The organism is Cellulophaga sp. 20_2_10, assembly GCF_023476645.1.
GTDB lineage: Bacteria > Bacteroidota > Bacteroidia > Flavobacteriales > Flavobacteriaceae > Cellulophaga.
The window spans coordinates 33,561-55,807 of record NZ_JAMCOJ010000002.1; the positions used below are offsets into that span (position 1 = coordinate 33,561).

General features: G+C 33.6%; 15 protein-coding genes and 1 tRNA gene. 10 read left to right on the top strand and 6 right to left on the bottom strand.

The features are described 5' to 3' along the window. Window positions 1-595: 595 nt before the first annotated feature. The 4 genes from M4I21_RS04010 to M4I21_RS04025 all read right to left on the bottom strand — a co-directional run bounded on the left by M4I21_RS04010 (window position 596) and on the right by M4I21_RS04025 (window position 8,216). The gene (locus M4I21_RS04010) at window positions 596-787 is read right to left on the bottom strand and encodes a cold-shock protein (RefSeq protein WP_013621600.1); all 192 of its coding nucleotides are present in this window, start codon (window positions 785-787) and stop codon (window positions 596-598) included. A gap of 68 nt (window positions 788-855) precedes the next feature. Next, on the bottom strand, window positions 856-2,322 hold the full coding sequence (locus tag M4I21_RS04015) for a glutamate synthase subunit beta (protein ID WP_249557827.1): 1,467 nt from the start codon (window positions 2,320-2,322) through the stop codon (window positions 856-858). Window positions 2,323-2,331: 9 nt separating this feature from the next. Then, window positions 2,332-6,843 carry a glutamate synthase large subunit gene (gene gltB / locus M4I21_RS04020; protein WP_249557832.1) on the bottom strand — a complete coding sequence of 1,504 codons (4,512 nt, stop codon included), beginning with the start codon at window positions 6,841-6,843 and terminating at the stop codon, window positions 2,332-2,334. 230 nt (window positions 6,844-7,073) lie between these two features. Next, entirely contained in the window at window positions 7,074-8,216 is a 1,143-nt protein-coding gene (locus tag M4I21_RS04025; RefSeq protein WP_249557834.1) for an acyl-CoA dehydrogenase, read from the bottom strand. A 304-nt stretch (window positions 8,217-8,520) separates the two neighbouring features. Between M4I21_RS04025 and M4I21_RS04030 the strand changes: the two genes are divergently transcribed. The 9 genes from M4I21_RS04030 (at window position 8,521) to nagB (ending at window position 18,042) form a co-directional block, all read left to right on the top strand. After that, window positions 8,521-9,744 carry a Glu/Leu/Phe/Val dehydrogenase dimerization domain-containing protein gene (locus M4I21_RS04030; protein ID WP_249557836.1) on the top strand — a complete coding sequence of 408 codons (1,224 nt, stop codon included), beginning with the start codon at window positions 8,521-8,523 and terminating at the stop codon, window positions 9,742-9,744. A gap of 21 nt (window positions 9,745-9,765) precedes the next feature. Next, a complete protein-coding gene (gene nhaD, locus M4I21_RS04035; protein ID WP_249557838.1) occupies window positions 9,766-11,100 on the top strand; it encodes a sodium:proton antiporter NhaD in 1,335 nt (444 codons plus the stop codon). Between the two features lie 50 nt (window positions 11,101-11,150). Next, window positions 11,151-11,843: a MotA/TolQ/ExbB proton channel family protein gene (locus M4I21_RS04040; RefSeq protein ID WP_072303303.1), complete on the top strand. Its 693-nt coding sequence runs from the start codon at window positions 11,151-11,153 to the stop codon at window positions 11,841-11,843. Between the two features lie 10 nt (window positions 11,844-11,853). Further along, the gene (locus M4I21_RS04045) at window positions 11,854-12,240 is read left to right on the top strand and encodes an ExbD/TolR family protein (RefSeq protein ID WP_034642970.1); all 387 of its coding nucleotides are present in this window, start codon (window positions 11,854-11,856) and stop codon (window positions 12,238-12,240) included. Continuing rightward, window positions 12,240-13,148: an energy transducer TonB gene (locus M4I21_RS04050; RefSeq protein ID WP_249557839.1), complete on the top strand. Its 909-nt coding sequence runs from the start codon at window positions 12,240-12,242 to the stop codon at window positions 13,146-13,148. Before M4I21_RS04045 ends, M4I21_RS04050 begins: the two co-directional genes overlap by 1 nt. A 54-nt stretch (window positions 13,149-13,202) precedes the next feature. Next, window positions 13,203-14,414 carry a bifunctional folylpolyglutamate synthase/dihydrofolate synthase gene (locus M4I21_RS04055; RefSeq protein WP_249557840.1) on the top strand — a complete coding sequence of 404 codons (1,212 nt, stop codon included), beginning with the start codon at window positions 13,203-13,205 and terminating at the stop codon, window positions 14,412-14,414. 87 nt (window positions 14,415-14,501) lie between these two features. Next, window positions 14,502-14,576, top strand: a tRNA-Val gene (locus tag M4I21_RS04060). A 280-nt stretch (window positions 14,577-14,856) separates the two neighbouring features. Further along, entirely contained in the window at window positions 14,857-15,720 is an 864-nt protein-coding gene (locus M4I21_RS04065; RefSeq protein WP_249557841.1) for an outer membrane beta-barrel protein, read from the top strand. Between the two features lie 393 nt (window positions 15,721-16,113). Continuing rightward, window positions 16,114-18,042, top strand: coding sequence for a glucosamine-6-phosphate deaminase (nagB, locus tag M4I21_RS04070; RefSeq protein WP_249557843.1), 1,929 nt, complete (start codon window positions 16,114-16,116; stop codon window positions 18,040-18,042). 64 nt (window positions 18,043-18,106) lie between these two features. Here nagB and M4I21_RS04075 read toward each other — a convergent pair whose 3' ends face one another. After that, window positions 18,107-18,943: a universal stress protein gene (locus M4I21_RS04075; RefSeq protein ID WP_249557845.1), complete on the bottom strand. Its 837-nt coding sequence runs from the start codon at window positions 18,941-18,943 to the stop codon at window positions 18,107-18,109. 94 nt (window positions 18,944-19,037) lie between these two features. Then, complete coding sequence (locus M4I21_RS04080) at window positions 19,038-19,724, bottom strand: Crp/Fnr family transcriptional regulator (RefSeq protein WP_249557847.1); 687 nt, start codon at window positions 19,722-19,724, stop codon at window positions 19,038-19,040. Window positions 19,725-19,843: 119 nt separating this feature from the next. Here M4I21_RS04080 and M4I21_RS04085 point away from each other — a divergent pair, with 119 nt between their 5' ends. Next, a complete protein-coding gene (locus M4I21_RS04085) occupies window positions 19,844-22,219 on the top strand; it encodes a heavy metal translocating P-type ATPase (protein WP_249557849.1) in 2,376 nt (791 codons plus the stop codon). Window positions 22,220-22,247: the final 28 nt, after the last annotated feature.

The window sequence follows — 22,247 nt, forward strand, 5'->3', positions numbered from 1 at the left end:
TATTTTTAAGTAAAAAAACTTATTTCTTACTTAAATAATATTAAAAACTGCTTGTAATTGATGTAAAGACCTACAAAATATAAAGAAGTTGTAAAGTAATTGATGTAGTTTTTTTTATCTAAAATCAAAAATAGAATCTCTTACTGTGTTTTAATCGATGTTTATTGTATTTAATCGATTTAATTTTATCAAATGTTTTAGTCACTGCTTGTAAATTGCAAACCTCTTTTTGGTGAAAGGAATACGTATAGTGAACTTAAACTAAGTAGCGAGTATTTATGGAGTAGTACTATCTATTTGATAAAATACTGAGGAATAGATTGTTCTAAGTTCTTCTAAGTAAATTATTAGGGCTGCTGCACTGTTAAATTGCATCGAGTAAGTTTTATGTGTTTTCTTTGAGTTATGTATTCTTTCAAAAAATTGATAAATGTAGGCTGTTTAAAACTCTGATTGGTAAAACAGTTAATTGCACGTACTCTTTATGTTTCTTGTAATTTAAGATCAACTTAATTTAAATCTGAATATAAAACACAAAAAAGCCTGTTGTTAAAACAACAGGCTTTGTAATGTAATAAGTTAAATTCTTTATATATTAAAGGACTTCAACGTTTACTGCATTAGGTCCTTTTTTTCCTTCTTCAACGTCATAACTAACTTTGTCTCCTTCAGCTATTTCGTGTGTTAATCCACTGATGTGAACAAAAACGTCTTTACCACCATCATCTGGAGTGATAAAACCAAATCCTTTAGAGTCGTTAAAAAATTTTACTGTACCGTTACTCATAATTTTATTTTTAATTTAAAGTGCAAAGATAGTATAATATCAATACAAATGGGTTTTTTTTTATTCTTCTATAATCTAGGTAAATCTCCTTCTCCTTTTAGTGGTAGAGTAGAGCTTCCTGTAAGGTAAATATCTACGTGATGCGCTGCCTGCCTGCCTTCAGAGATTGCCCATACAATTAAGGACTGTCCTCTACGTTGGTCACCAGCTACAAAAACACCGGGAACATTGGTCATATAATTTTTTGCAGTGGCTTTAATATTCGTCCTAGAATCGGCTTCTAAGCCTAGTTGTTGAGCTACAGTCATTTCCGATCCTGTAAAGCCCATTGCAAGCAAAACTAAGTCACATTTCCACTCTTTTTCTGTTCCTGGAACTTCTTTTAAGCTTGGTCTTTGTCCAGGAGTTTTAATCCATTCTACTTCTGTTGTAATTAAGGCTTTTAGGTTGCCATCCTTGTCGCCAACAAATTCTTTTGTAGAAATACTAAAGAAACGTTCTGCGCCTTCTTTATGAGAAGAGCTTGTTCTTAAGCGCATTGGCCAAAACGGCCAGGGTTGATCTTCTGGTCTCTCTGCTGTGCCTTTGCTCATAATTTCAAAGTTAGATACAGAAGTAGCTCCATGGCGTATAGATGTTCCTATACAGTCAGACCCAGTATCACCACCACCAATAACAATAACATCTTTGTCCGTAGCTTTAATCTCTTCGCCTAAATCTGTAATGCCATCTACACGTTTGTTATTTTGCTTTAAAAAGTCCATTGCTTGTACAACACCTTTTAAATCTGCTCCTTTTATAGGTAGATTTCTGCGAATAGTAGCGCCTCCCGAAAGAACAACAGCATCAAAATCGGCTTTTAGTGTGTTGGCATCTATGTCTACACCAATATGTGTATTGGTTTTAAATACAATGCCTTCTTCCTTTAAAACTTCTAATCTACGGTCTATTACATTTTTTTCCATTTTAAAATCTGGAATGCCATAACGTAATAATCCGCCAACTTTTGCATCACGCTCAAAAACAGTAACTAAATGTCCGGCTCTGTTTAATTGCTGTGCTGTTGCTAAACCTGCAGGTCCAGAGCCAACTACGGCTACTTTTTTACCAGTTCTTGTTTTTGGTGGTTGTGCAATAATCCACCCTTTAGAAAAAGCAGTTTCTACAATGTTTTTTTCTATATTTTCTATAGATACGGGGTCTTCATTAATTCCTAATACACAAGCTTCCTCACAAGGAGCAGGGCATAGTCTGCCAGTAAATTCTGGAAAGTTGTTGGTAGAGTGCAGAATTGTTGCGGCCTTTTCCCATTTTCCTTTGTATACAGCATCATTAAAATCTGGAATTAAATTACCAAGCGGACAACCGCTGTGGCAAAAAGGTACGCCGCAATCCATACAACGTGCACCTTGATTTTTTAATTCATCTTCTTTTAAAGGTTGTGTAAATTCTTTATAATTTTTTATGCGCTCTTCTACAGGAGCGTAGTCTTCTACTTTTCTATCGAATTCTAAAAATCCAGTTATCTTTCCCATAGTATCGATTTATATTATGCTAGCTTTTTCTTCTTCTTCAAGCCTTTTAAGTGCTTGTCTGTATTCTTCAGGGAATACTTTTATAAACTTAGGTAGACTTTCTTCCCAGTTCTCTAATAATCGCTGTGCTAATGGACTCATTGTGCAGTTGTAATGACTTTCTATTAAGTCTTTAAGTTCTGCGATGTCTTTAGCTTCTTCTACAGGAAGTAAATTAAGAGCTTCTTTGTTGCAGTTTTTTTCAAACGTTTTGTTTGGGTCGTATGCATATGCAATACCACCACTCATACCTGCACCAAAGTTTCGCCCAACTTCACCTAAAATTACAGCAACACCACCAGTCATATATTCGCAACCGTGATCTCCAATACCTTCTACTACTGTTTTTGCTCCTGAATTACGAACACAAAAGCGTTCGCCGGCTTTCCCATTTATATAGGCTCTACCAGCAGTAGCTCCATATAGCGTAACGTTACCTGTGATAACATTGTCTTCTGGTATTATAGTAGCGCCTTCTGGTACTTTTATAACAAGCTTAGCTCCAGATAAACCTTTGCCTAGGTAATCATTAGTATTACCATTAACGGTCATAGTTAAACCTCTTGTAGCAAAGGCACCAAAACTTTGACCCGCAGAACCTGTAAAGTTTAATCGTAAAGTGTTTATAGGTAATCCTTTTGCTCCGTAAGTCTTAGATATTTCGTTGCTTATGATGGCACCTACCGCTCTATCTGTGTTTTTTATAGGGTAATCTAAAGTCAGTTTTTCTTTTCTAAATAAAGAAGGGTTTGCTTTTTCTATAATTTTAAATTCGATTGACTTATAAATGTCGTGCTCCTGTTTTTGAGTATTGTATAGTTTTGTACCTGCAGGAACAGCTACTTGGTGTAAAATAGGTGTAAGATCTATGCCTTCTGCTTTGTAATGTTGTATTGCTTTATTACGATCTAATTTTTGTACTTGGCCAACCATTTCGTTTACCGTTCTAAATCCTAACTGTGCCATTATTTCTCTTAGTTCTTGAGCTATAAAGTACATGTAGTTCACAACGTGTTCTGGTTTTCCTTTAAATTTTTTACGTAACTCAGGGTTCTGAGTAGCTATACCAACCGGACACGTATTTAAATGACAAACACGCATCATAATACAACCAGAAGCTACTAATGGAGCGGTGGCAAAACCAAACTCTTCGGCGCCAAGTAAACAAGCAATAGCAACATCACGACCAGTTTTTAACTGTCCGTCACATTCTACAACAACTCTATTTCTAAGGTCGTTCATGACCAAAGTTTGTTGTGCTTCTGCAATACCAAGTTCCCAGGGTAAACCAGCGTGTTTTAAAGAGGTAAGCGGAGATGCTCCTGTACCACCATCGTGACCAGAAATTAAAACCACATCTGCTTTTGCTTTTGCAACACCTGCAGCAACAGTACCTACGCCAACTTCTGAGACTAATTTTACGTTTATTCTTGCCTCTCTATTCGCAGATTTTAAATCGTATATTAATTGAGATAGATCTTCAATAGAATAAATATCATGGTGTGGAGGTGGCGAAATTAACCCTACATAAGGAGTAGAATTTCTTGTTTTTGCTATTGATGGATTAACTTTTGGTCCAGGCAATTGTCCGCCTTCACCAGGTTTGGCACCTTGTGCCATTTTAATTTGTATCTCCTTAGCACTTGCTAGGTAGTTAGATGTAACACCAAACCTACCTGAAGCAACTTGCTTTATAGCGCTGTTTCTCCAGTCTCCAGTTTCGTTCTTATAAAAACGTTCTGCATCTTCACCGCCTTCACCAGAATTACTTTTACCGCCAATACGGTTCATGGCTATCGCTAAGTTTTCATGAGCTTCTTTGCTAATAGAGCCGTAAGACATTGCGCCAGTTTTAAAACGCTTAACAATATCTGTCCATGGTTCTACTTCATCAATAGGAATAGGATCGTAATTAGAGAATTCAAATAAGCCTCTAATAGTCATCAAGTGCTTAGATTGTTCGTTTATTAAACTAGAGTATTCCTTATATGTATCTGGCTCGTTATTGCGTACAGCTTTTTGAAGTTTAGCAATAGTCTCTGGGTTAAAAAGATGTTTTTCTCCATCTCTACGCCATCTGTAAGCGCCACCCATTTCTAATTCTAAATTAGCAGCAACTTCTTTACTGTTAAATGTTTTTAAGTGTCTTTTTGCAATTTCTTTTTCAATTTGATACAAGCCAATACCTTGTATTCTTGTTGGTGTGTTAGGGAAATAGTTGTCAACCACCTTTGTGTTTATCCCTATACATTCAAACAACTGCGAGCCTCTGTAAGAATTTAAAGTAGAGATCCCTATTTTGTTCATCACTTTTAAAACACCTTTTCCAATACCTTTGTTGTAGTTTTTAATAGCTTCATCAAAAGTAATATCGGTAATATCGTGTTCTTGTATTTGCTCGGCAATAATCTCGTTTACTAAATACGGGTTTACTGCACTAGCGCCATAACCAAATAATAATGCAAAATGATGCACTTCTCTTGGTTCTGCAGATTCTACAATAACACTAAGTTTAGATCTTTTTCCTAGTTTTTGAAGACCACTATTTACAAATGATAATGCAAGTAATGCAGGAATAGGAGCATTGTCTTTATTTACATTTCTATCTGATAAAATAATAATATTTGTACCGTTGTCTATAGCTTTTGATGCTTGATCAAGAATTGAATCTAGCGCTTCTTCTAAAGCATTGTGTCCACGTGCTATTTTATATAGAATGGAAATAGAAGTTACTTTGTAGTCTGGACTAACATCATAATTCTTTATTTTATCTAAATCTTCTTTAGATATTACAGGATTCTGAATCTTTAGTTTACGACAGTGTAATTCTGAAAAGTCGAAAATATTATGATCACTACCTAAAGTAAGACTAATATCTGTAATTAATTCTTCTCTAATACCATCTAAAGGCGGATTGGTTACTTGTGCAAATAATTGCTTAAAGTAATTGTATATGAGTTGAGGCTTGTCTGATAAAACCGCTATTGGCGTATCAGACCCCATTGAGCCAAGAGGTTCCTTGGCAGTTTTAACCATTGGTAAAATAATGGTGTTTATGTCTTCTAAAGTATATCCAAAAAGCGATTTTCTTTTTTCTAAGGTTTCTTCACCCAAAAATAAAGGGCAATCGTTATATGGTATGTCTTTTAAATGCACTAAATTTTTATCTAACCATTTTTGATATGGTTTTAGTTGTGCTATTTTTTCTTTTATTTCTTCGTCATTAATAATACGGCCTTCTTCCATATTTACTAAAAACATTTTTCCTGGTTCTAATCGACCGTGAAATTGTATGTTACTCGGTTCTATATCTACAACACCTGTTTCAGATGACATAATTACATAACCATCTTTAGTAACAGAATACCTGGAAGGTCTTAAGCCGTTACGGTCTAATACTGCACCAATGTAATTGCCATCTGTAAAAGGCACAGATGCTGGTCCGTCCCAAGGCTCCATCATACAAGAATTATACTCGTAAAAAGCTCTTTTAGCAGGAGACATATCTGGGTTTTTTTCCCAAGCTTCTGGTACCATAATCATCATAACTTCCGGTAAAGAACGACCAGTCATTAACAATAATTCTACAACCATATCCATAGTGGCAGAATCTGATTTTCCTGGCAATATTATAGGGAGTATGTTTTTTATTTCGTCTCCGAATAAATCACTTTTTAAAAGTTCTTCTCTAGAGCGCATTCTAGAAACATTACCACGTAATGTATTTATTTCACCATTATGACACATATACCTAAACGGTTGCGCTAAATCCCAAGTAGGGAAGGTGTTTGTAGAAAAACGTTGGTGTACCAAAGCAAGTCTAGTTACGACTCTAGGATCCATTAAATCTTTAAAGTAAAATTTAATGTCTTGTGGCATTAAAAGTCCTTTAAAAATAATTATTTTGGTTGATAAACTTGGTACGTAGAAAAAGCCGCTTTCAGATAATTTTGAACTTAAAATAGTGTGTTCTGTTACTTTACGGGCAATGTAAAGTTTTAGGTTAAACGCATCATAACTTTGAGAAGCATTCTCTTTAGCAATAAAGATTTGCTTTACAAAAGGCTCTGTTTCCATAGCAATGCGCCCGGGAACATTTTTGTTTACAGGAGCATCTCTCCATCCTAATAAGTTTAGGCCTTGTTTTTTTATGTTTTCTTCAAAAGCAGAAATACAGAAGTTTCTTTGGTTTTCTTTCTGAGGTAAAAATATGTTGGCAACTGCATATTCTCCAGGTTCAGGCAAGTCAAAATCACAAACTGCTGTAAAGTAGTCGTGTGGTATGTCTATTAAAATACCTGCACCATCTCCTGTTTTGCCATCAGAGCTTACAGCACCTCGGTGTTCTAATTTGTCTAGTATCTCTAAAGCTTTGTGTATAATATCATTAGACTTTTCTCCTTTTAAGCTACAGATAAACCCAGCTCCACAATTATCATGTTCAAAATCCGGTAGGTATAACCCTTGTTTTTTTAGCTTCATAAATTATCACATTTACTCAAATATATCACAAATGTTAAATTATGTTTAAATAATTAGCAATAACTAAGAAATAAATTCATCATTTTCAGGATAATGATAAGTTAAATGAAATTTTGCATTTTTAAGCCTAGCTAAATTGTGATATTCATAATTGCATATTTCGGTTTGGAGCATAAAAAAAGCTGCATACAAAAGTATACAGCTTTAATAGTAACTAAAAATTATAATAATTAATCTCTTAAAATACTTCTAGAGATTACAATTTTCTGGATTTCAGAAGTACCTTCATATATCTGAGTAATTTTAGCATCTCTCATTAAACGCTCTACGTGGTAATCTTTTACAAAACCATTACCCCCGTGTACTTGTACTGCTTCTACAGAAACATCCATAGCAACTTTAGATGCGTATAATTTTGCCATAGCTCCAGATAAATCATAGTTTTCGTGATTATCTTTATCCATTGCAGCTTTGTAAACTAACATTCTAGCTGCCTCAATAGAAGTATGCATATCTGCTAATTTAAACGCAATGGCTTGGTGGTTTGCTATCTCTGTACCAAAGGCTTTTCTTTGTTTAGAGTATTTTAATGCTAACTCATAAGCACCTGCAGCAATGCCTAATGCTTGTGCAGCAATACCAATTCTTCCGCCAGAAAGTGTTTTCATAGCAAATTTAAAACCAAATCCGTCTTCACCAATTCTGTTTTCTTTAGGTACTTTTACATCGTTAAAAATTAAAGAGTGTGTATCACTACCTCTAATTCCTAATTTATTTTCTTTAGGACCAATTTCAAAACCTTCTGCGCCTTTTTCTACAATAAGTGCATTAATTCCTTTATGACCTTTTTCTACGTCTGTTTGTGCAATTACAAGGTAATAATCTGCAGAACTACCGTTTGTAATCCAGTTTTTAGTACCATTTAATATGTAGTGGTCTCCTTTATCTATTGCAGTTGTTTTTTGTGATGTTGCATCACTACCCGCTTCTGGCTCAGACAAACAAAAAGCACCAATGCTTTCGCCTGTAGTTAGACGTGTTAAATATTTTTGTTTTTGTTCTTCGTTACCAAAAGTTTCTAATCCCCAACAAACAAGAGAGTTGTTTACAGAAACAATTACGGAACAAGAAGCATCTACTTTAGACAGCTCTTCCATAACTAGAACATAAGAAAGTGTATCTAGACCACTTCCGCCATATTTAGGGTCTACCATCATTCCTAAAAACCCTAATTCCCCCATTTTTTTTACTTCTTCTTTAGGAAACCTCTGGGCATCGTCTCTTTCAATTACTTCTGGCAATAATTCATTTTGAGCAAAATCTCTTGCTGCTTGCTGAATCATTAATTGTTCTTCTGTTAACTTAAAGTCCATCTTGTTGCGATAATGTTAATTTATGTATGCAAATATAGGTTTATATTGTGATATATTCAACAGCATATGGTTCTCTTTCTCTATCATTTACAACCGTTCAACGTAAAATTAATGAAAAATTAATCATTCTATGACTGTTAAAAGTTTAAAAATGCCGCAATATTTTTATATTTGTTGAATTGAATTTTTATTAATTGATTTAATATTAAAATTATGAGACAGCAGTAACTCCCGTTTGGGAGGGATATTTTTAACAACAATAGCGATGCAGAAATAATGTTACATAATTTATAATCAATTTAAAATGAAAGATTTACTACAAAAATACGAGGATAAACAACCTGAAATAGTTTTTAATTGGAAAGATCCTGAAACTGAAGCTGAAGGGTGGACAGTTATAAATTCTTTACGTGGAGGCGCTGCCGGAGGAGGAACAAGAATGCGTAAAGGCTTAGATATGAACGAGGTTCTTTCTCTTGCAAAAACAATGGAAGTTAAATTTACAGTTTCTGGACCAGCAATTGGTGGTGCAAAATCTGGAATAAATTTTGATCCAAGTGACCCAAGAAAAAAAGGAGTTTTAAAACGTTGGTACAGCGCAGTTGCTCCTTTATTAAAAAGTTATTATGGTACTGGTGGAGATTTAAATGTTGATGAAATACACGAAGTAATTCCTATCACTGAAGATGCAGGAGTTTGGCACCCGCAAGAAGGTGTTTTTAACGGGCACTTTAAACCTACCGAGGCAGACAAAATTAACCGTATTGGTCAGTTGCGTTTAGGAGTTATTAAAGTAATAGAAAGTAAGTATTCGCCATCTGTAGACCACAAGTATACAGTTGCAGATATGATTACAGGTTTTGGTGTAGCAGAAGCAGCTAAGCATTTTTATGATATTTATGGCGGAACCATAAAAGGTAAACGTGCAATTGTACAAGGATTTGGTAATGTTGGTGCGGCAGCAGCGTATTATTTAAGCCAAATGGGAGTAAAAATAGTTGGTATTATAGATCGTGATGGTGGTGTAATAAATAAAGAAGGTTTTTCTTTTGAAGAAATAAAAGAATTTTACCTGAATAAAAACGGAAATACGCTTGTTGCAGAGAATATGATTCCGTTTTCTGAAATAAATGAACAAATTTGGGGATTAGAAGCAGAAATATTTGCACCTTGTGCAGCTTCTAGATTAATTACCAAAGATCAAATAACACAATTAATAGATACAGGTTTAGAAGTTGTTACTTGCGGCGCTAATGTACCATTTGCAGATAAAGAAATTTTCTTTGGTCCTATAATGGAATATACAGATGAGCGTGTAAGTTTAATTCCAGATTTTATATCTAACTGTGGTATGGCAAGAGTATTTGCTTATTTTATGGAAAGAAGAGTAGAGATGAATGACGAGTTGGTTTTTCAAGATACATCTGAAACTATAAAAAAGGCAATGCAAAATGTGTTTAAGAACAACGCATCTAAAAAAGAACTGAGCAAAACTGCTTTTGAAATAGCATTAAAACAATTAATATAAACTAAACTAAGAGAAAGAAGAATGGAGACCATTATAATTATTATTTTTTTTGTTGGTTATTTGGCAATAACCTTAGAGCATAATCTAAAAATAGATAAGCTAATACCTGCACTTGCAATGATGGCATTGCTTTGGGCGGTAATAGCGTTAGCTCATATGCCTGTTTTTGAGGTGGATGCTGCTTTGCGAGAATTAGCACCTTCACACGTAGATGAAATTTTACTGCATCATTTAGGTAAAACGGCAGAAATATTGGTCTTTTTATTAGGGGCAATGACCATTGTAGAAATCATAGATTACTTTAATGGGTTTGCAACAATTAAAGATTTTATTAAAACCAAAAAGAAGAGTAAACTTTTATGGTTGTTCTCCATTCTTGCTTTCATCTTATCAGCAATTATAGATAACTTAACAGCTACAATTGTATTAATCACAATTTTACAAAAGGTAATTAGAGATAGGGAAACACGTTTGTGGTTTGCTGGTATGGTTATTATTGCGGCAAACGCTGGTGGTGCTTGGTCTCCTATTGGTGATGTTACAACAACAATGCTTTGGATAGCACATAAAGTATCTGCTGCACAATTAGTAGAGCACGTATTTGTACCTTCAGTTTTATGTATGGTTATACCAACATTTATAGCGAGTAAGTTTAAAGCGTTTAAAGGTAATATTGAAGATATTGAAGAAGCAGAAGAGGAAAAGAAATCTAAATTTGGGTCAACAATGTTGTACTTAGGTTTAGGAGCTATTGTTTTTGTTCCTTTCTTTAAAACAATTACACATTTACCTCCTTATGTAGGTATGATGTTGTCTTTAGCAGTAGTAGCTGCTTTTGCAGAAATATACAGTAACTCTAAATTTAGTATTTCTAATGTAGATGGTGAAAGTGAAGCAGCTTCGCATCACAGTCCAGTACACCATTCATTATCTAAAATTGAGTTGCCTAGTATTTTATTCTTTTTAGGGATATTATTAGCTGTTGCAGCATTGGAATCTTTAGGTATGTTATTCCATTTTGCAGAAGGTCTTAATTCTGCAATACCAAATTCAGATATCGTAGTTATGTTATTAGGGGTTGGTTCTGCAGTAATTGATAACGTTCCGTTGGTAGCAGCAAGTATTGGTATGTTCCCTCAAGGAATGGATGATCCGTTGTGGCATTTTATAGCATATTCTGCTGGTACAGGTGGTAGTATGTTAATAATTGGTTCTGCGGCAGGTGTTGTTGCAATGGGTATGGAAAAAATTGATTTTTTCTGGTATCTGAAAAAGATTAGTTGGTTAGCATTAATAGGATTTTTAGCTGGTGCGGGATCTTTTATTTTAATTAGAGATTTTATACTAAACGCATAATTTTATTTGCAAAATAACGTTATAAGAGCAACTTAAATACTGGAAAATATATGTTATTGTTTCAAGATGCTGCTAATGAGGTAGTAATGGGAGAAAGTGTATCCGAGGAAAAAACACTATCTGTAATAGATTTAATTGTAGATGGTGGTGCAGGAAGCATTATTATCATAGGAATTTTAGGAATTCTATTATTTGTTGCGCTATATATTTATTTTGAAAGAGTCTTTGCAATTAAGGCTGCTTCTAAGATTGATAAAAATTTTATGAATCAGATTAAAGATCACATAACAAATGGGAAGTTAGATGCTGCTCGTATGTTGTGCGCGCAAACAGATTCTCCAGTAGCAAGATTAACAGAAAAAGGGATCTCTAGAATTGGCAAACCTCTAGACGATATTAATACAGCAATAGAAAACGCTGGTACATTAGAAGTCTATAAATTAGAAAAAAATGTAAGTGTTTTAGCTACGGTTGCAGGTGCTGCACCAATGATTGGTTTCTTAGGAACAGTAATTGGTATGATTTTGGCATTCCATGAAATGGCATCCGCAGGCGGACAAGCAGAAATGGGGTCTTTAGCATCTGGTATTTATACTGCAATGACAACTACAGTAGCTGGTTTAGTAGTAGGTATTATTGCCTATATTGGGTATAACCACCTTGTAAACAGAACAGGTAAGGTTGTACATGCAATGGAAGCTAATGCGGTTGACTTTTTGGATTTATTAAACGAACCACTTTAAATTTCTATAGATGAAATTAAAAGGGAGAAATAAAGTGAGTCCAGACTTTAGTATGTCATCAATGACAGACATTGTGTTTTTACTGTTGGTATTTTTTATGCTAACATCAAATGCACCAAATGCGCTAGATTTGTTACTGCCTAAGGCAAAGGGAAAATCGACCAATACACAAAATGTATCTGTAAGTATTAATAAAAACTTAGAGTATTTTGTGAACAATGAAAAAATTAACGGGAAGTACATAGAAATTGAATTAAAGAAAGCACTAGAAGGTCAAGAAAAACCAACAATTATTTTAAGAGCAGAGGAGACAGTACCTGTTAAGGAAGCAGTAAATGTTATGGATATTGCTAATAAAAATAATTACAAGGTTATACTAGCTGTGCGAGCTAAATAATGTCGTTCTTAAATACAAAACACAAGAAAAAATCTTTTACGCTAACAACATTGTTGTTTAGCGCACTCTTGTTATTGCTTTTTTATATAGGTCTTACTTATATGGATCCTCCAGAGGAAAAAGGTATTGCGGTTAATTTTGGTCAGATGGATTTTGGTAAGGGAGATGTACAGCCAAAAGAAAAGATAAAATCTGAGCCAATAAAAACAGTAAAAGAAATTGTAGAGGAGCAACAAGAAGAGGTAAAACCAGTTACAGAGCCAGAAGTACAAGTATCTGCAGAAGAAAAAGCAGCAGAGAAACTGGTTACTCAAGAAAATGAGGAATCTATCCTAATAAAACAAAAACAAGAAGCTAAACGTAAAGCAGATGCTGCAGCTAAAAAGGCTACGGCAGATGCAGCGCGTAAAGAGCAGCAACGAGTGGCTGCAGAAAAAGCTGAAACAGAACGCAAAAGAAAAGCCGAACAAGCCAAAAGAGATAAAGTAGATAACCTTTTTGGTGGTTTAGCTAAATCTGATGGTACCGCAAAAGGCGGCGAAGGAGATGATAATAAAGCAGGCGATAAAGGTAATCCTGCGGGAGATCCTTATGCTACTAGTTATTATGGTACTCCAGGTTCCGGTAGTGGTGGTTCTGGTTATGGACTTTCCGGTAGAAAACTACTAAAAAAAGGTCAGGTCAAACAACAATGTAACGAAGAAGGTAGAGTAGTTGTTAAGATTGTGGTAGACCGTAATGGTAAAGTACTATCTGCAACAGCAGGGGTAAAAGGCACAACTAATAACGACCCTTGTTTGTTAAAACCTGCAGAAGCAACTGCGCGTTTACATAAATGGAATTTAGATGCTAACGCACCTAGCCAACAAGTAGGTTTTGTTGTTGTAAACTTTAAATTAGGAGAGTAATTATCTAAAATTACTTTAATTTTACTTCTTATTTAGACAACTTAATAAACTTTAATGACATATACCCAAACGTTAGATTGGATGTTTGCACAGCTTCCAATATACCAAAACAAAGGAAAATCTGCGTTCAATGGTAAGTTAGATACTATTTTATTATTTTCTAAAGCATTAGGATCACCAGAAAAGCATTTTAAAAGTATACACGTAGCAGGTACCAATGGTAAGGGCTCTAGCAGTCATATGTTAGCTTCTATTTTGCAAGAGGCAGGGTATAAGGTTGGTTTGTATACATCTCCTCATTTAAAAGATTTTAGAGAGCGTATTAGAATTAATGGAGAGATGATATCTAAAAAAGATGTTATTAGCTTTATAGCGCACAATAAACAGTTCTTTAATGATCATAAGTTGTCTTTTTTTGAGATGACTGTGGCAATGGCTTTTAAACATTTTGCAGATGAGAAAGTAGATATAGCCATTATAGAAGTTGGTTTAGGCGGAAGATTGGATTCTACCAACATTATTACTCCGGAAGTATCTTTAATTACAAATATAGGTTTAGATCATACAGATTTGTTGGGAGATACTATTGCTAAAATTGCAGTAGAAAAAGCAGGTATTATTAAGGAAGGGGTTCCTGTGGTGGTTAGCGAGTCACAAGAAGAAACAACTTCTATATTTAAAACTATAGCAAAAGAAAAGAACGCTACTATTATTTTTGCAGATTCGGCTTCTATAAAAGAATACAAGACATCTTTGTTGGGTTATTATCAGAATAAAAATATAAAAGGAGTGGTAGGCACTTTACAGCAGCTTAAAAACTTTGTTATTAAAGAAAGCGCTATAATAAATGGTTTATTAAATGTAGTTGTTAATACAGGTTTAATGGGTAGGTGGCAAGTGTTACAAGATAGCCCAAGGGTAATTTGTGATACTGCACACAATGCAGAAGGACTAAGTTTAACCATGCAGCAATTAAAAGCGCAAAATTACAAGGAGCTTTTTATTGTTTTAGGTGTTGTTAAAGACAAGAATTTAGATGCTATTTTCCCCTATTTTCCTAAAAATGCAAGCTATTTTTTCTGTTCTCCAAAAATAGAAAGAGGTTTAGATGCAACCTTGTTACAGCAACGTGCTAGTGACTTTTTGTTAAAGGGAGCGGTCTATTTATCTGTAAAAGAAGCACTTGAAAAAGCAAAATCTTTAGCGGGAAAAGAAGATTTAATTTACGTTGGGGGCAGTACATTTGTTGTTGCTGAAATAGTTTAATTTTTTTTCATATTTTATTTGCGGGAATCGAAAAACAGTTATATATTTGCACTCGCAATAAGGAAATAACCTTCTAAATTGCAGTGAGGGCTCTTAGCTCAGTTGGTTTAGAGCACCTGCCTTACAAGCAGGGGGTCACTGGTTCGAATCCAGTAGGGCCCACATTATAAAAAGCTTCCGATTTTATCGGGAGCTTTTTTGTTTTCTACTATTTTGTAGGTGTAATACAGTAAGTTGTATGCCTAAATAAAACATCAATATCTTAAAATATTTGAAAATAAACATAGCTTATGAGCTATTGTTTTTGCTATGTTTTGTATTTTAAGTTAAATGTTATTAATTTGATAAAATTACCGTTAAACGTGCGAAATTACTGTAATTGAGTGCTTCTCCATTTTCCTTTTTTTTATATTTACATTATATTAATTTTAAATTATTTATTTTGAAACAAAGGGTAATATTATTAGTCGGTATTTTAATTAGTACTATGTCTTATGCTCAATTTGAAATTTCGGCAGGGTCAGGTTATGCAATAAGTAGTGCAGGGATGAAATTAGGAACGGAAACAAGTACTTCAGGTGTAGAGAATACATATGGTAGTTTTGGAGAAGGTACTAACATACAAGTAAGAGGTGCTTATTTTTTTAATGATAAAGTAGGTGTAGATGTTGGTGTAGGTTATTTACATGGAACAGATAAAACTGTTAATGAAACTAATTTACCTGGTGTAAATGTAGATGCAATTGCAAGAGCTAGAGCTTTTGGTGCAACAGCTACAGTGGTTTACAAATTTACAGATAATTTTTATGGTCGTGTTGGTGCGTTGTTAAAAATTGCAGGTAAAACGGAAGCTGTTGTTTCTAGTAATACGGTTTTTTCCAAAGCGCAATCTGATGCTCAAAGTTTACCAGAAGGTTCTTATTCAGAAACAAATTATATCGAAGATTTTCATGGGAAGTTTCCATTAGGTTTTGTTGGTGCTTTTGGATATAAATTTCCTATAGATGCTAACTTTAGTGTTTATGTAGAGGCAGAATACTATGGTATTAGTTTAAAACGTAAAGATTCTGAATTACAAGAATTCAATACAAACATATTTAGACCAGACGGTACTATGGCTGCGGAAAGTGTTTATACTTTAGATAATTTACCTGCAGGTACGTATAAGAAGACTACTTACGTAGATGAATTGCCAAACAATAATACAGATCCATCTAAAAAATTATCTCAAAAAGTACCATATTCTTCTTTCGGAGTTAATGTAGGTGTAACATACAAGTTTAAAAAATCTGCTAAAAAGCAGTAGTACTTAAAGGAGTTTAAAATTCTTTACGTAAAGCCTACTAAAAATGTTTTAGCATTTTTAGTAGGCTTTTTTATTTATCATCGTTGTTTTAGACGATTTAAATTTATAAATAATTACACTTTATTGTTAAATTTTTGTCAATTTATTAGTTATTGTTTGCTTGCTAGTTAGTTAATCATACCTTAGTGAGCTTATTGTCTTCAGAACAGTTTTTGAGTTCTTAGTAGTAATAAGGCTCATTTGTTTTTATTGATGATATTAAAAATTTGGTCTTTAGTTTGCTTTTGCTTTACGTCTAGAACACTTAAATGGGTGTTAGTCTAAAAATTATCAAATTATACAAAAAGACTTTTAATCTTTGATTTAAATAACCCCAATATAAATTGAAAGAGCATGTTGAAAAGTAAGATTGATAAGGCTACAGGTTTTGAAAAACGTTTTGAAAACATAAATACCGTTGTTTTTGAAAATTCAAACACCGCATCTAAAGCCGTTGCAAATGAGATTGCCGATTTAATTAAAGAAAAGCAAAAGGAAAACAAACCTTGTATTTTAGGTTTAGCTACCGGTTCTACACCAAAAGGATTGTATGCAGAATTAGTAAGATTGCATAAAGAAGAAAATCTAAGTTTTAAGAATGTAATTACATTTAATTTAGATGAGTACTACCCAATGGAACCAGATTCTATTCATAGTTACGTTAGGTTTATGAAGGAATTACTGTTAGACCAAGTAGATATTCTTCCTGAAAATTACCATATTCCAGATGGTACATTAACCAAATCACAAATTTCTAAGTATTGTAATGACTATGAGACTAAAATTGAAAATTTAGGTGGTTTAGATTTGCAAATTTTGGGTATTGGTGGTAATGGTCATATTGGTTTTAACGAATCGGGATCTCTACAAAATTCTAAAACAAGATTGGTTGCTTTAGACCATATTACAAGAGTTGCGGCTAGTAAAGATTTTGGTAGTTTAAGTAATACACCTAGAACAGCAATTACACTTGGGGTTAAAAAAATAATGGAAGCCAAACGTGTTGTTTTAATGGCTTGGGGAGAAGGAAAATCTAATATTGTATCACAATCTGTAGAGGGTGAGGTTACTAATAAGATACCTGCATCTTTTTTACAAGAACACAATAATGTAGTTTTTATTTTAGATAAAGAAGCTGCCTCTAAATTATCTAGGGTAGATACACCTTGGTTGGTAGAGAAAGTAGAGTGGACAGATAAATTAATCCGTAAAGCAGTATTAGGGGTAGCGCTACGCTTAAATAAGCCTGTTTTAATGCTAACAGATGCAGATTATATAGAAAACGGTATGAGTGATCTATTGGCAGATTCTGGACCGGCTTACGATATAAACATTAAAATATTTAATAAGTTACAAAGTACAATAACAGGTTGGCCAGGAGGTAAGCCTAATGCTGACGATAGTAATAGACCAGAGCGTGCAGAGCCAGAAAAAAAACGTGTTCTAATTTTTAGCCCACACCCAGATGATGACATAATTAGTATGGGTGGTACTTTTAAAAGATTAGTAGAGCAAGGTCATGATGTGCACGTAGCATACCAAACATCCGGAAATATAGCTGTTGCAGATGATGAGGCTTTGCGTTTTGCTAGTTTTGTGTGCGACTATAATGAGAAGTTTTCTATTAAGAGTGATGAAGCACTTGGTATTTATGCTAAAGCTGCTAAATTTTTAGCAAATAAAAAGGCTAGTGAGGTAGATATACAAGAAGTAAGATATATAAAAGGACTTATAAGAAAGGGTGAGGCAAGAGCTACTAGTCATTTTATAGGTTTAAATGATAGTCATATTCATTTTATGAACCTTCCTTTTTATGAGACAGGAACTATAGAAAAGAATCCATATGGTGAAGAGGATTTAAAACGTACTATGGATTTAATAGCAGAAATAAAACCACATCAAATATATGCAGCAGGAGATTTAGCAGATCCCCACGGTACGCATAAGGTTTGTTTAGATGCTATTTTTGAGTCTATTACAAGACTGAAACCTGAATCTTATATGGATAACTGTTGGGTTTGGTTGTATAGAGGTGCTTGGCAAGAATGGGGAATAGATGAAATTGAAATGGCGGTACCAATGGGGCCAGATCAAGTTCTAGAAAAAAGACGCGGTATTTTTAAACATCAATCTCAAAAAGATGGTGTAGTTTTTCAAGGAGCAGATAGCCGTGAATTTTGGCAAAGAGCAGAAGATCGTAATAGAGAAACCGCAGATATTTATGATGCCCTAGGAATGGCTCGCTATGCAGCTATGGAAGCATTTGTTAGATGGCGTTTTTAATTAAAAAATTCGAATTATAAAAAAAAGCGAAAGACACATCTTTCGCTTTTTTTATAGCTAATGGTTAGCTAGGTAAAACCAATAACGGTATTTTAGTATGGTGATCTGCGTCTAATAAAACGGACTCTTTTATAATATCTTCTAAATAGCTACGGTTATTATATACCAAAGCTAAAGTATCTATGTTGTAGTCTTTAGTAAACCTACTTAGTATTTCAGACTTATTTGCGTAAGATGGTAGTATGTGTAACTTAATGGTAACTGGCTGTAAATAGTTTTGTAATATTTTTAAGTTTGATTTCTGAAAATCATCTAATATATTATTTACTTTTAAATGAAGAATATGTACAGTGCAATTGTACATTTTTGTAATAAATAATAATGCTTCTAGCGCTTCTGGTCCTAAACTTCTTTTTAAATCGGTTGCTAACACAATTTGTTTTGGTTTACGATACATATAGTTATTTGGTATTGCTAAGACAGGACATTCTTTTATGGCGTTTATAATACGCATTGTATTTGCTCCAATAAAAACACGCTCAAAATTTGTAATACCTTTTGTGCCAGACACTACAAAATCTATTTTTTCATTTTTAATAATATCAACAACTTCATGTGTTAATAAATCAAAAGAAGAAATAGTTTTGTAACTATGTTTGGAGTTTTTATGATGAAGAGAAATATAAATTAGCGTATTTTTAAGTCCCTTTTTAGAGTCGGTCTCTGCGCATTTTTCTACTACTTCTGTTGAGGTAGCCATAAACCTGCTGTGTGGTATGGCAGGTGTATAAGTATTTAATATGTAGAATGTAGTTGCTTCGTTTTTAAACAATTCAAGTGCATAAGAAATTGCATTATATGCATTTTCTGAAAAATCAGTAGGTAAAAGAATATTTTTCATTACACTATTATTTAATATCTAATAATGTAAAAGTAGCAGTAGTGGTATCTTTAAACTATGACATTTATCATTTAATAAAAAAGAAGGAAGTTTTCTACAAACCGCTAATAACGGTTTCCAATTTTGGAATATTTAAAATACGTATTTTTTTACCAGAAGTTTCTATTATTCCTTTTTTCTTAAATTCAGATATAATTCTAATTGTAGACTCTGTAGCTGTACCTACTACATTACTCATATCTTCTCTAGTAAGGCTCAGGTTTAAAAAACCAAGCTCGTCTTCTCCAAAGTTATCTTTAAGGTAAATAAAAGCTTCTGCAATACGTTGTTTTACTGTTTTCTGAGAGATATTTACAATAACATCATCTGCATCTCTTAGGTCTTTTGCCATATGGCGCAATACCTCTACAGCAAAGTTAGGGTTGGTGTTTAAAGTGTGTAGAATACTTTCTTTAGGGATAAAGCAAACGTCCATATCTTTAATAGCAATTGCGCTTAAGTTTGCAGATTCTTCTGCAATAACAGAGCGTTGGCCTAATATTTCTCCTTTAGAAGCAAGTTTTATTATTTGGTCTTTTCCGTTAGAACTTAATTTAGATAGTTTAGATACGCCATCTCTAACACAAAAAACACCATCTAATCTATCTCCTTCTTCAAAAATTGCATCGCCCTTTTTAAAGGTCTTGGAAACCTTGGTGTCCGAAACCTTTTTTAACTCTTCCTTGCTCATAGCTCGCAAAGAGTTAAACTGACGAATAATACAATTTTCACATCTACTCATAATGTTTTTTTACCTGACACAACAAATTTACAGCTTCTACGATAACCGAAACCTGACAATTGTCATATTTTTAAATACTTCTATCATGGACCTTTGTTTTTAGCTTAACTTGCTTATAAATGAATAAAGAAAAATGTTTTCATTGTGGAGATGACTGTGATATAGTACCAATTGTGTTTAAAGATAAGCATTTTTGTTGCAATGGATGCAAAACAGTCTTTGAGATTTTTGAGTCTAATGATTTGTCGTACTATTATGATTTACAATCTGCTGCTGGTGCTACACCAAACGAGGTAGAAGGTAAATACAACTTTCTAGATACTCCAGAAATTTTAGATAAGCTTATCGAGTTTAATGAAAAGAAGCATCAGATAGTTAATCTATATATTCCACACATACACTGTAGTTCTTGTATTTGGATTTTAGAAAACCTAAATAAATTGCAAAAGGCAGTAAGTAGTTCTCAGGTAGATTTTCCAAAAAAAATGGTGCGTATAGCCTACAATCCAGAAGAGTTAACGCTAAAGCAATTGGTTATTTTATTAGCTAAAATTGGCTATGAACCGTATATCTCTTTAGACGATTATGACAAAGGAAAAAAGAGCGTAGATCGTGGTCTTATTTATAAATTAGGGGTTGCTGGTTTTGCCTTTGGTAATGTTATGTTTCTATCCTTTCCTGAGTATTTTGAAGTTCAGGAATTTTGGTTAGATCAGTATAAAAATATATTTAGGTGGTTAATGTTTGTTTTTGCTTTACCTGTTGTTTTTTATTCGGCTCAGGATTATTTAATATCGGCATACAAAAGTATTGCTTCTAAAATTTTAAATATTGATGTTCCAATAGCATTGGGTGTTTTGGTTCTTTTTATACGCAGTACTTTAGAGATTGTTTTTGATTGGGGAACCGGTTTTTTTGATAGTCTTACTGGCTTAATTTTCTTTTTGTTATTAGGTAAATTTTTTCAACAAAAAACATATTCTTTTTTATCTTTTGAGCGCGATTATAAGTCGTACTTTCCAATAGCAGTAACTAGAATTTTATCAGGAGGTAAAGAAGAAACAGTACAGGTTTACGACATTAAACAAGGCGACAGGCTTTTAATTAGAAATGAAGAATTAATACCAGTAGATGGTATCGTTTTAAAAGGAAATGCACGTATAGATTATAGTTTTGTAACGGGGGAATCAGAGGCCGTAGAAAAGGTTTCTGGCGATAAAATTTTAGCAGGGGGCAAGCAGTTACAAGGGGCCATAGAAATGGAAGCCTTAAAATCCGTATCTCAGAGTTACTTAACACAGCTTTGGGGTAATTCTGTTTTCTCTATAGATAAGACTAGCAAGTTCCAAACCATAACAGATAAAATTAGCCAACGTTTTACTATAGCTGTTTTAACCATTGCATTTGTAGCTACTTTTATTTGGATGTTTATAGATAGTAGTAAGGCTATGAATGTGTTTACGGCTGTATTAATAATTGCTTGTCCGTGTGCAATTGCCCTAGCGGCACCTTTTACATTAGGGAATATGTTGCGCATTTTTGGGCGTAAAAAATTCTACTTAAAAAACACCCAAACTATAGAGCAGTTAGCACAATTAACTACCGCTATTTTTGATAAAACAGGTACATTAACTACGGCTCAAAAAAGCACCGCTACTTATGAAGGTCTTACTTTAACTAAGGAGGAAGAATTACTCTTAAAAAATACATTACGTGCCTCTAATCATCCATTAAGCAGAACACTTTATAGCTTGTTAGCTGAGCAAGATATTTTAACCTTAGATGAGTATCAAGAACATCTAGGGAAAGGAATTGTAGGAGTTTTAGAGCATAATAATATCAAAGTTGGTTCTGCAAGCTTTGTTGGTAATGCTAGTATTGTTAACCAAGAAAATACTGCTGTTTATGTTAGTAGTAACGACACTTATAAAGGTAGATTTGTTTTTTCTAACGAATATAGAGAAGGTGTTTCTAAATTATTTTCAGAAATGCAAGAAATGTTAGATTTAGGTATTTTATCTGGTGATAACGAAGGAGAGAAGCAACGTTTGGAGGCTTTGTTGCCAAAAAATACTCCGTTATATTTTAATCAGAAACCAGAAGATAAATTAGGTTTTATACAGCGTTTACAGGATCAAGGAAAAAAAGTACTTATGGTTGGCGACGGATTAAATGATGCAGGGGCTCTTGCACAGAGTGATGTTGGTATTGCAATATCTGAGAATGTAAATGTGTTTTCACCTGCGTGTGATGGTATTTTGGATGCATCTAAATTTAAACAACTAAATCAATATATAAAAGCATCTAAAAGTGCAATGAATATTATTAAATTTAGTTTTGGGTTTTCTCTCTTGTATAATGTAATAGGGTTATACTTTGCTACAACTGGGCAGCTAATGCCCGTTATTGCGGCTATTTTAATGCCTTTAAGTTCTATAAGTATTGTATTGTTTACCACTATAGCAACAAATTTTTTAGGTAAAAAACTAGTGTAAAAAAAGTTAAGGTAGTAAGCTAAGGTAG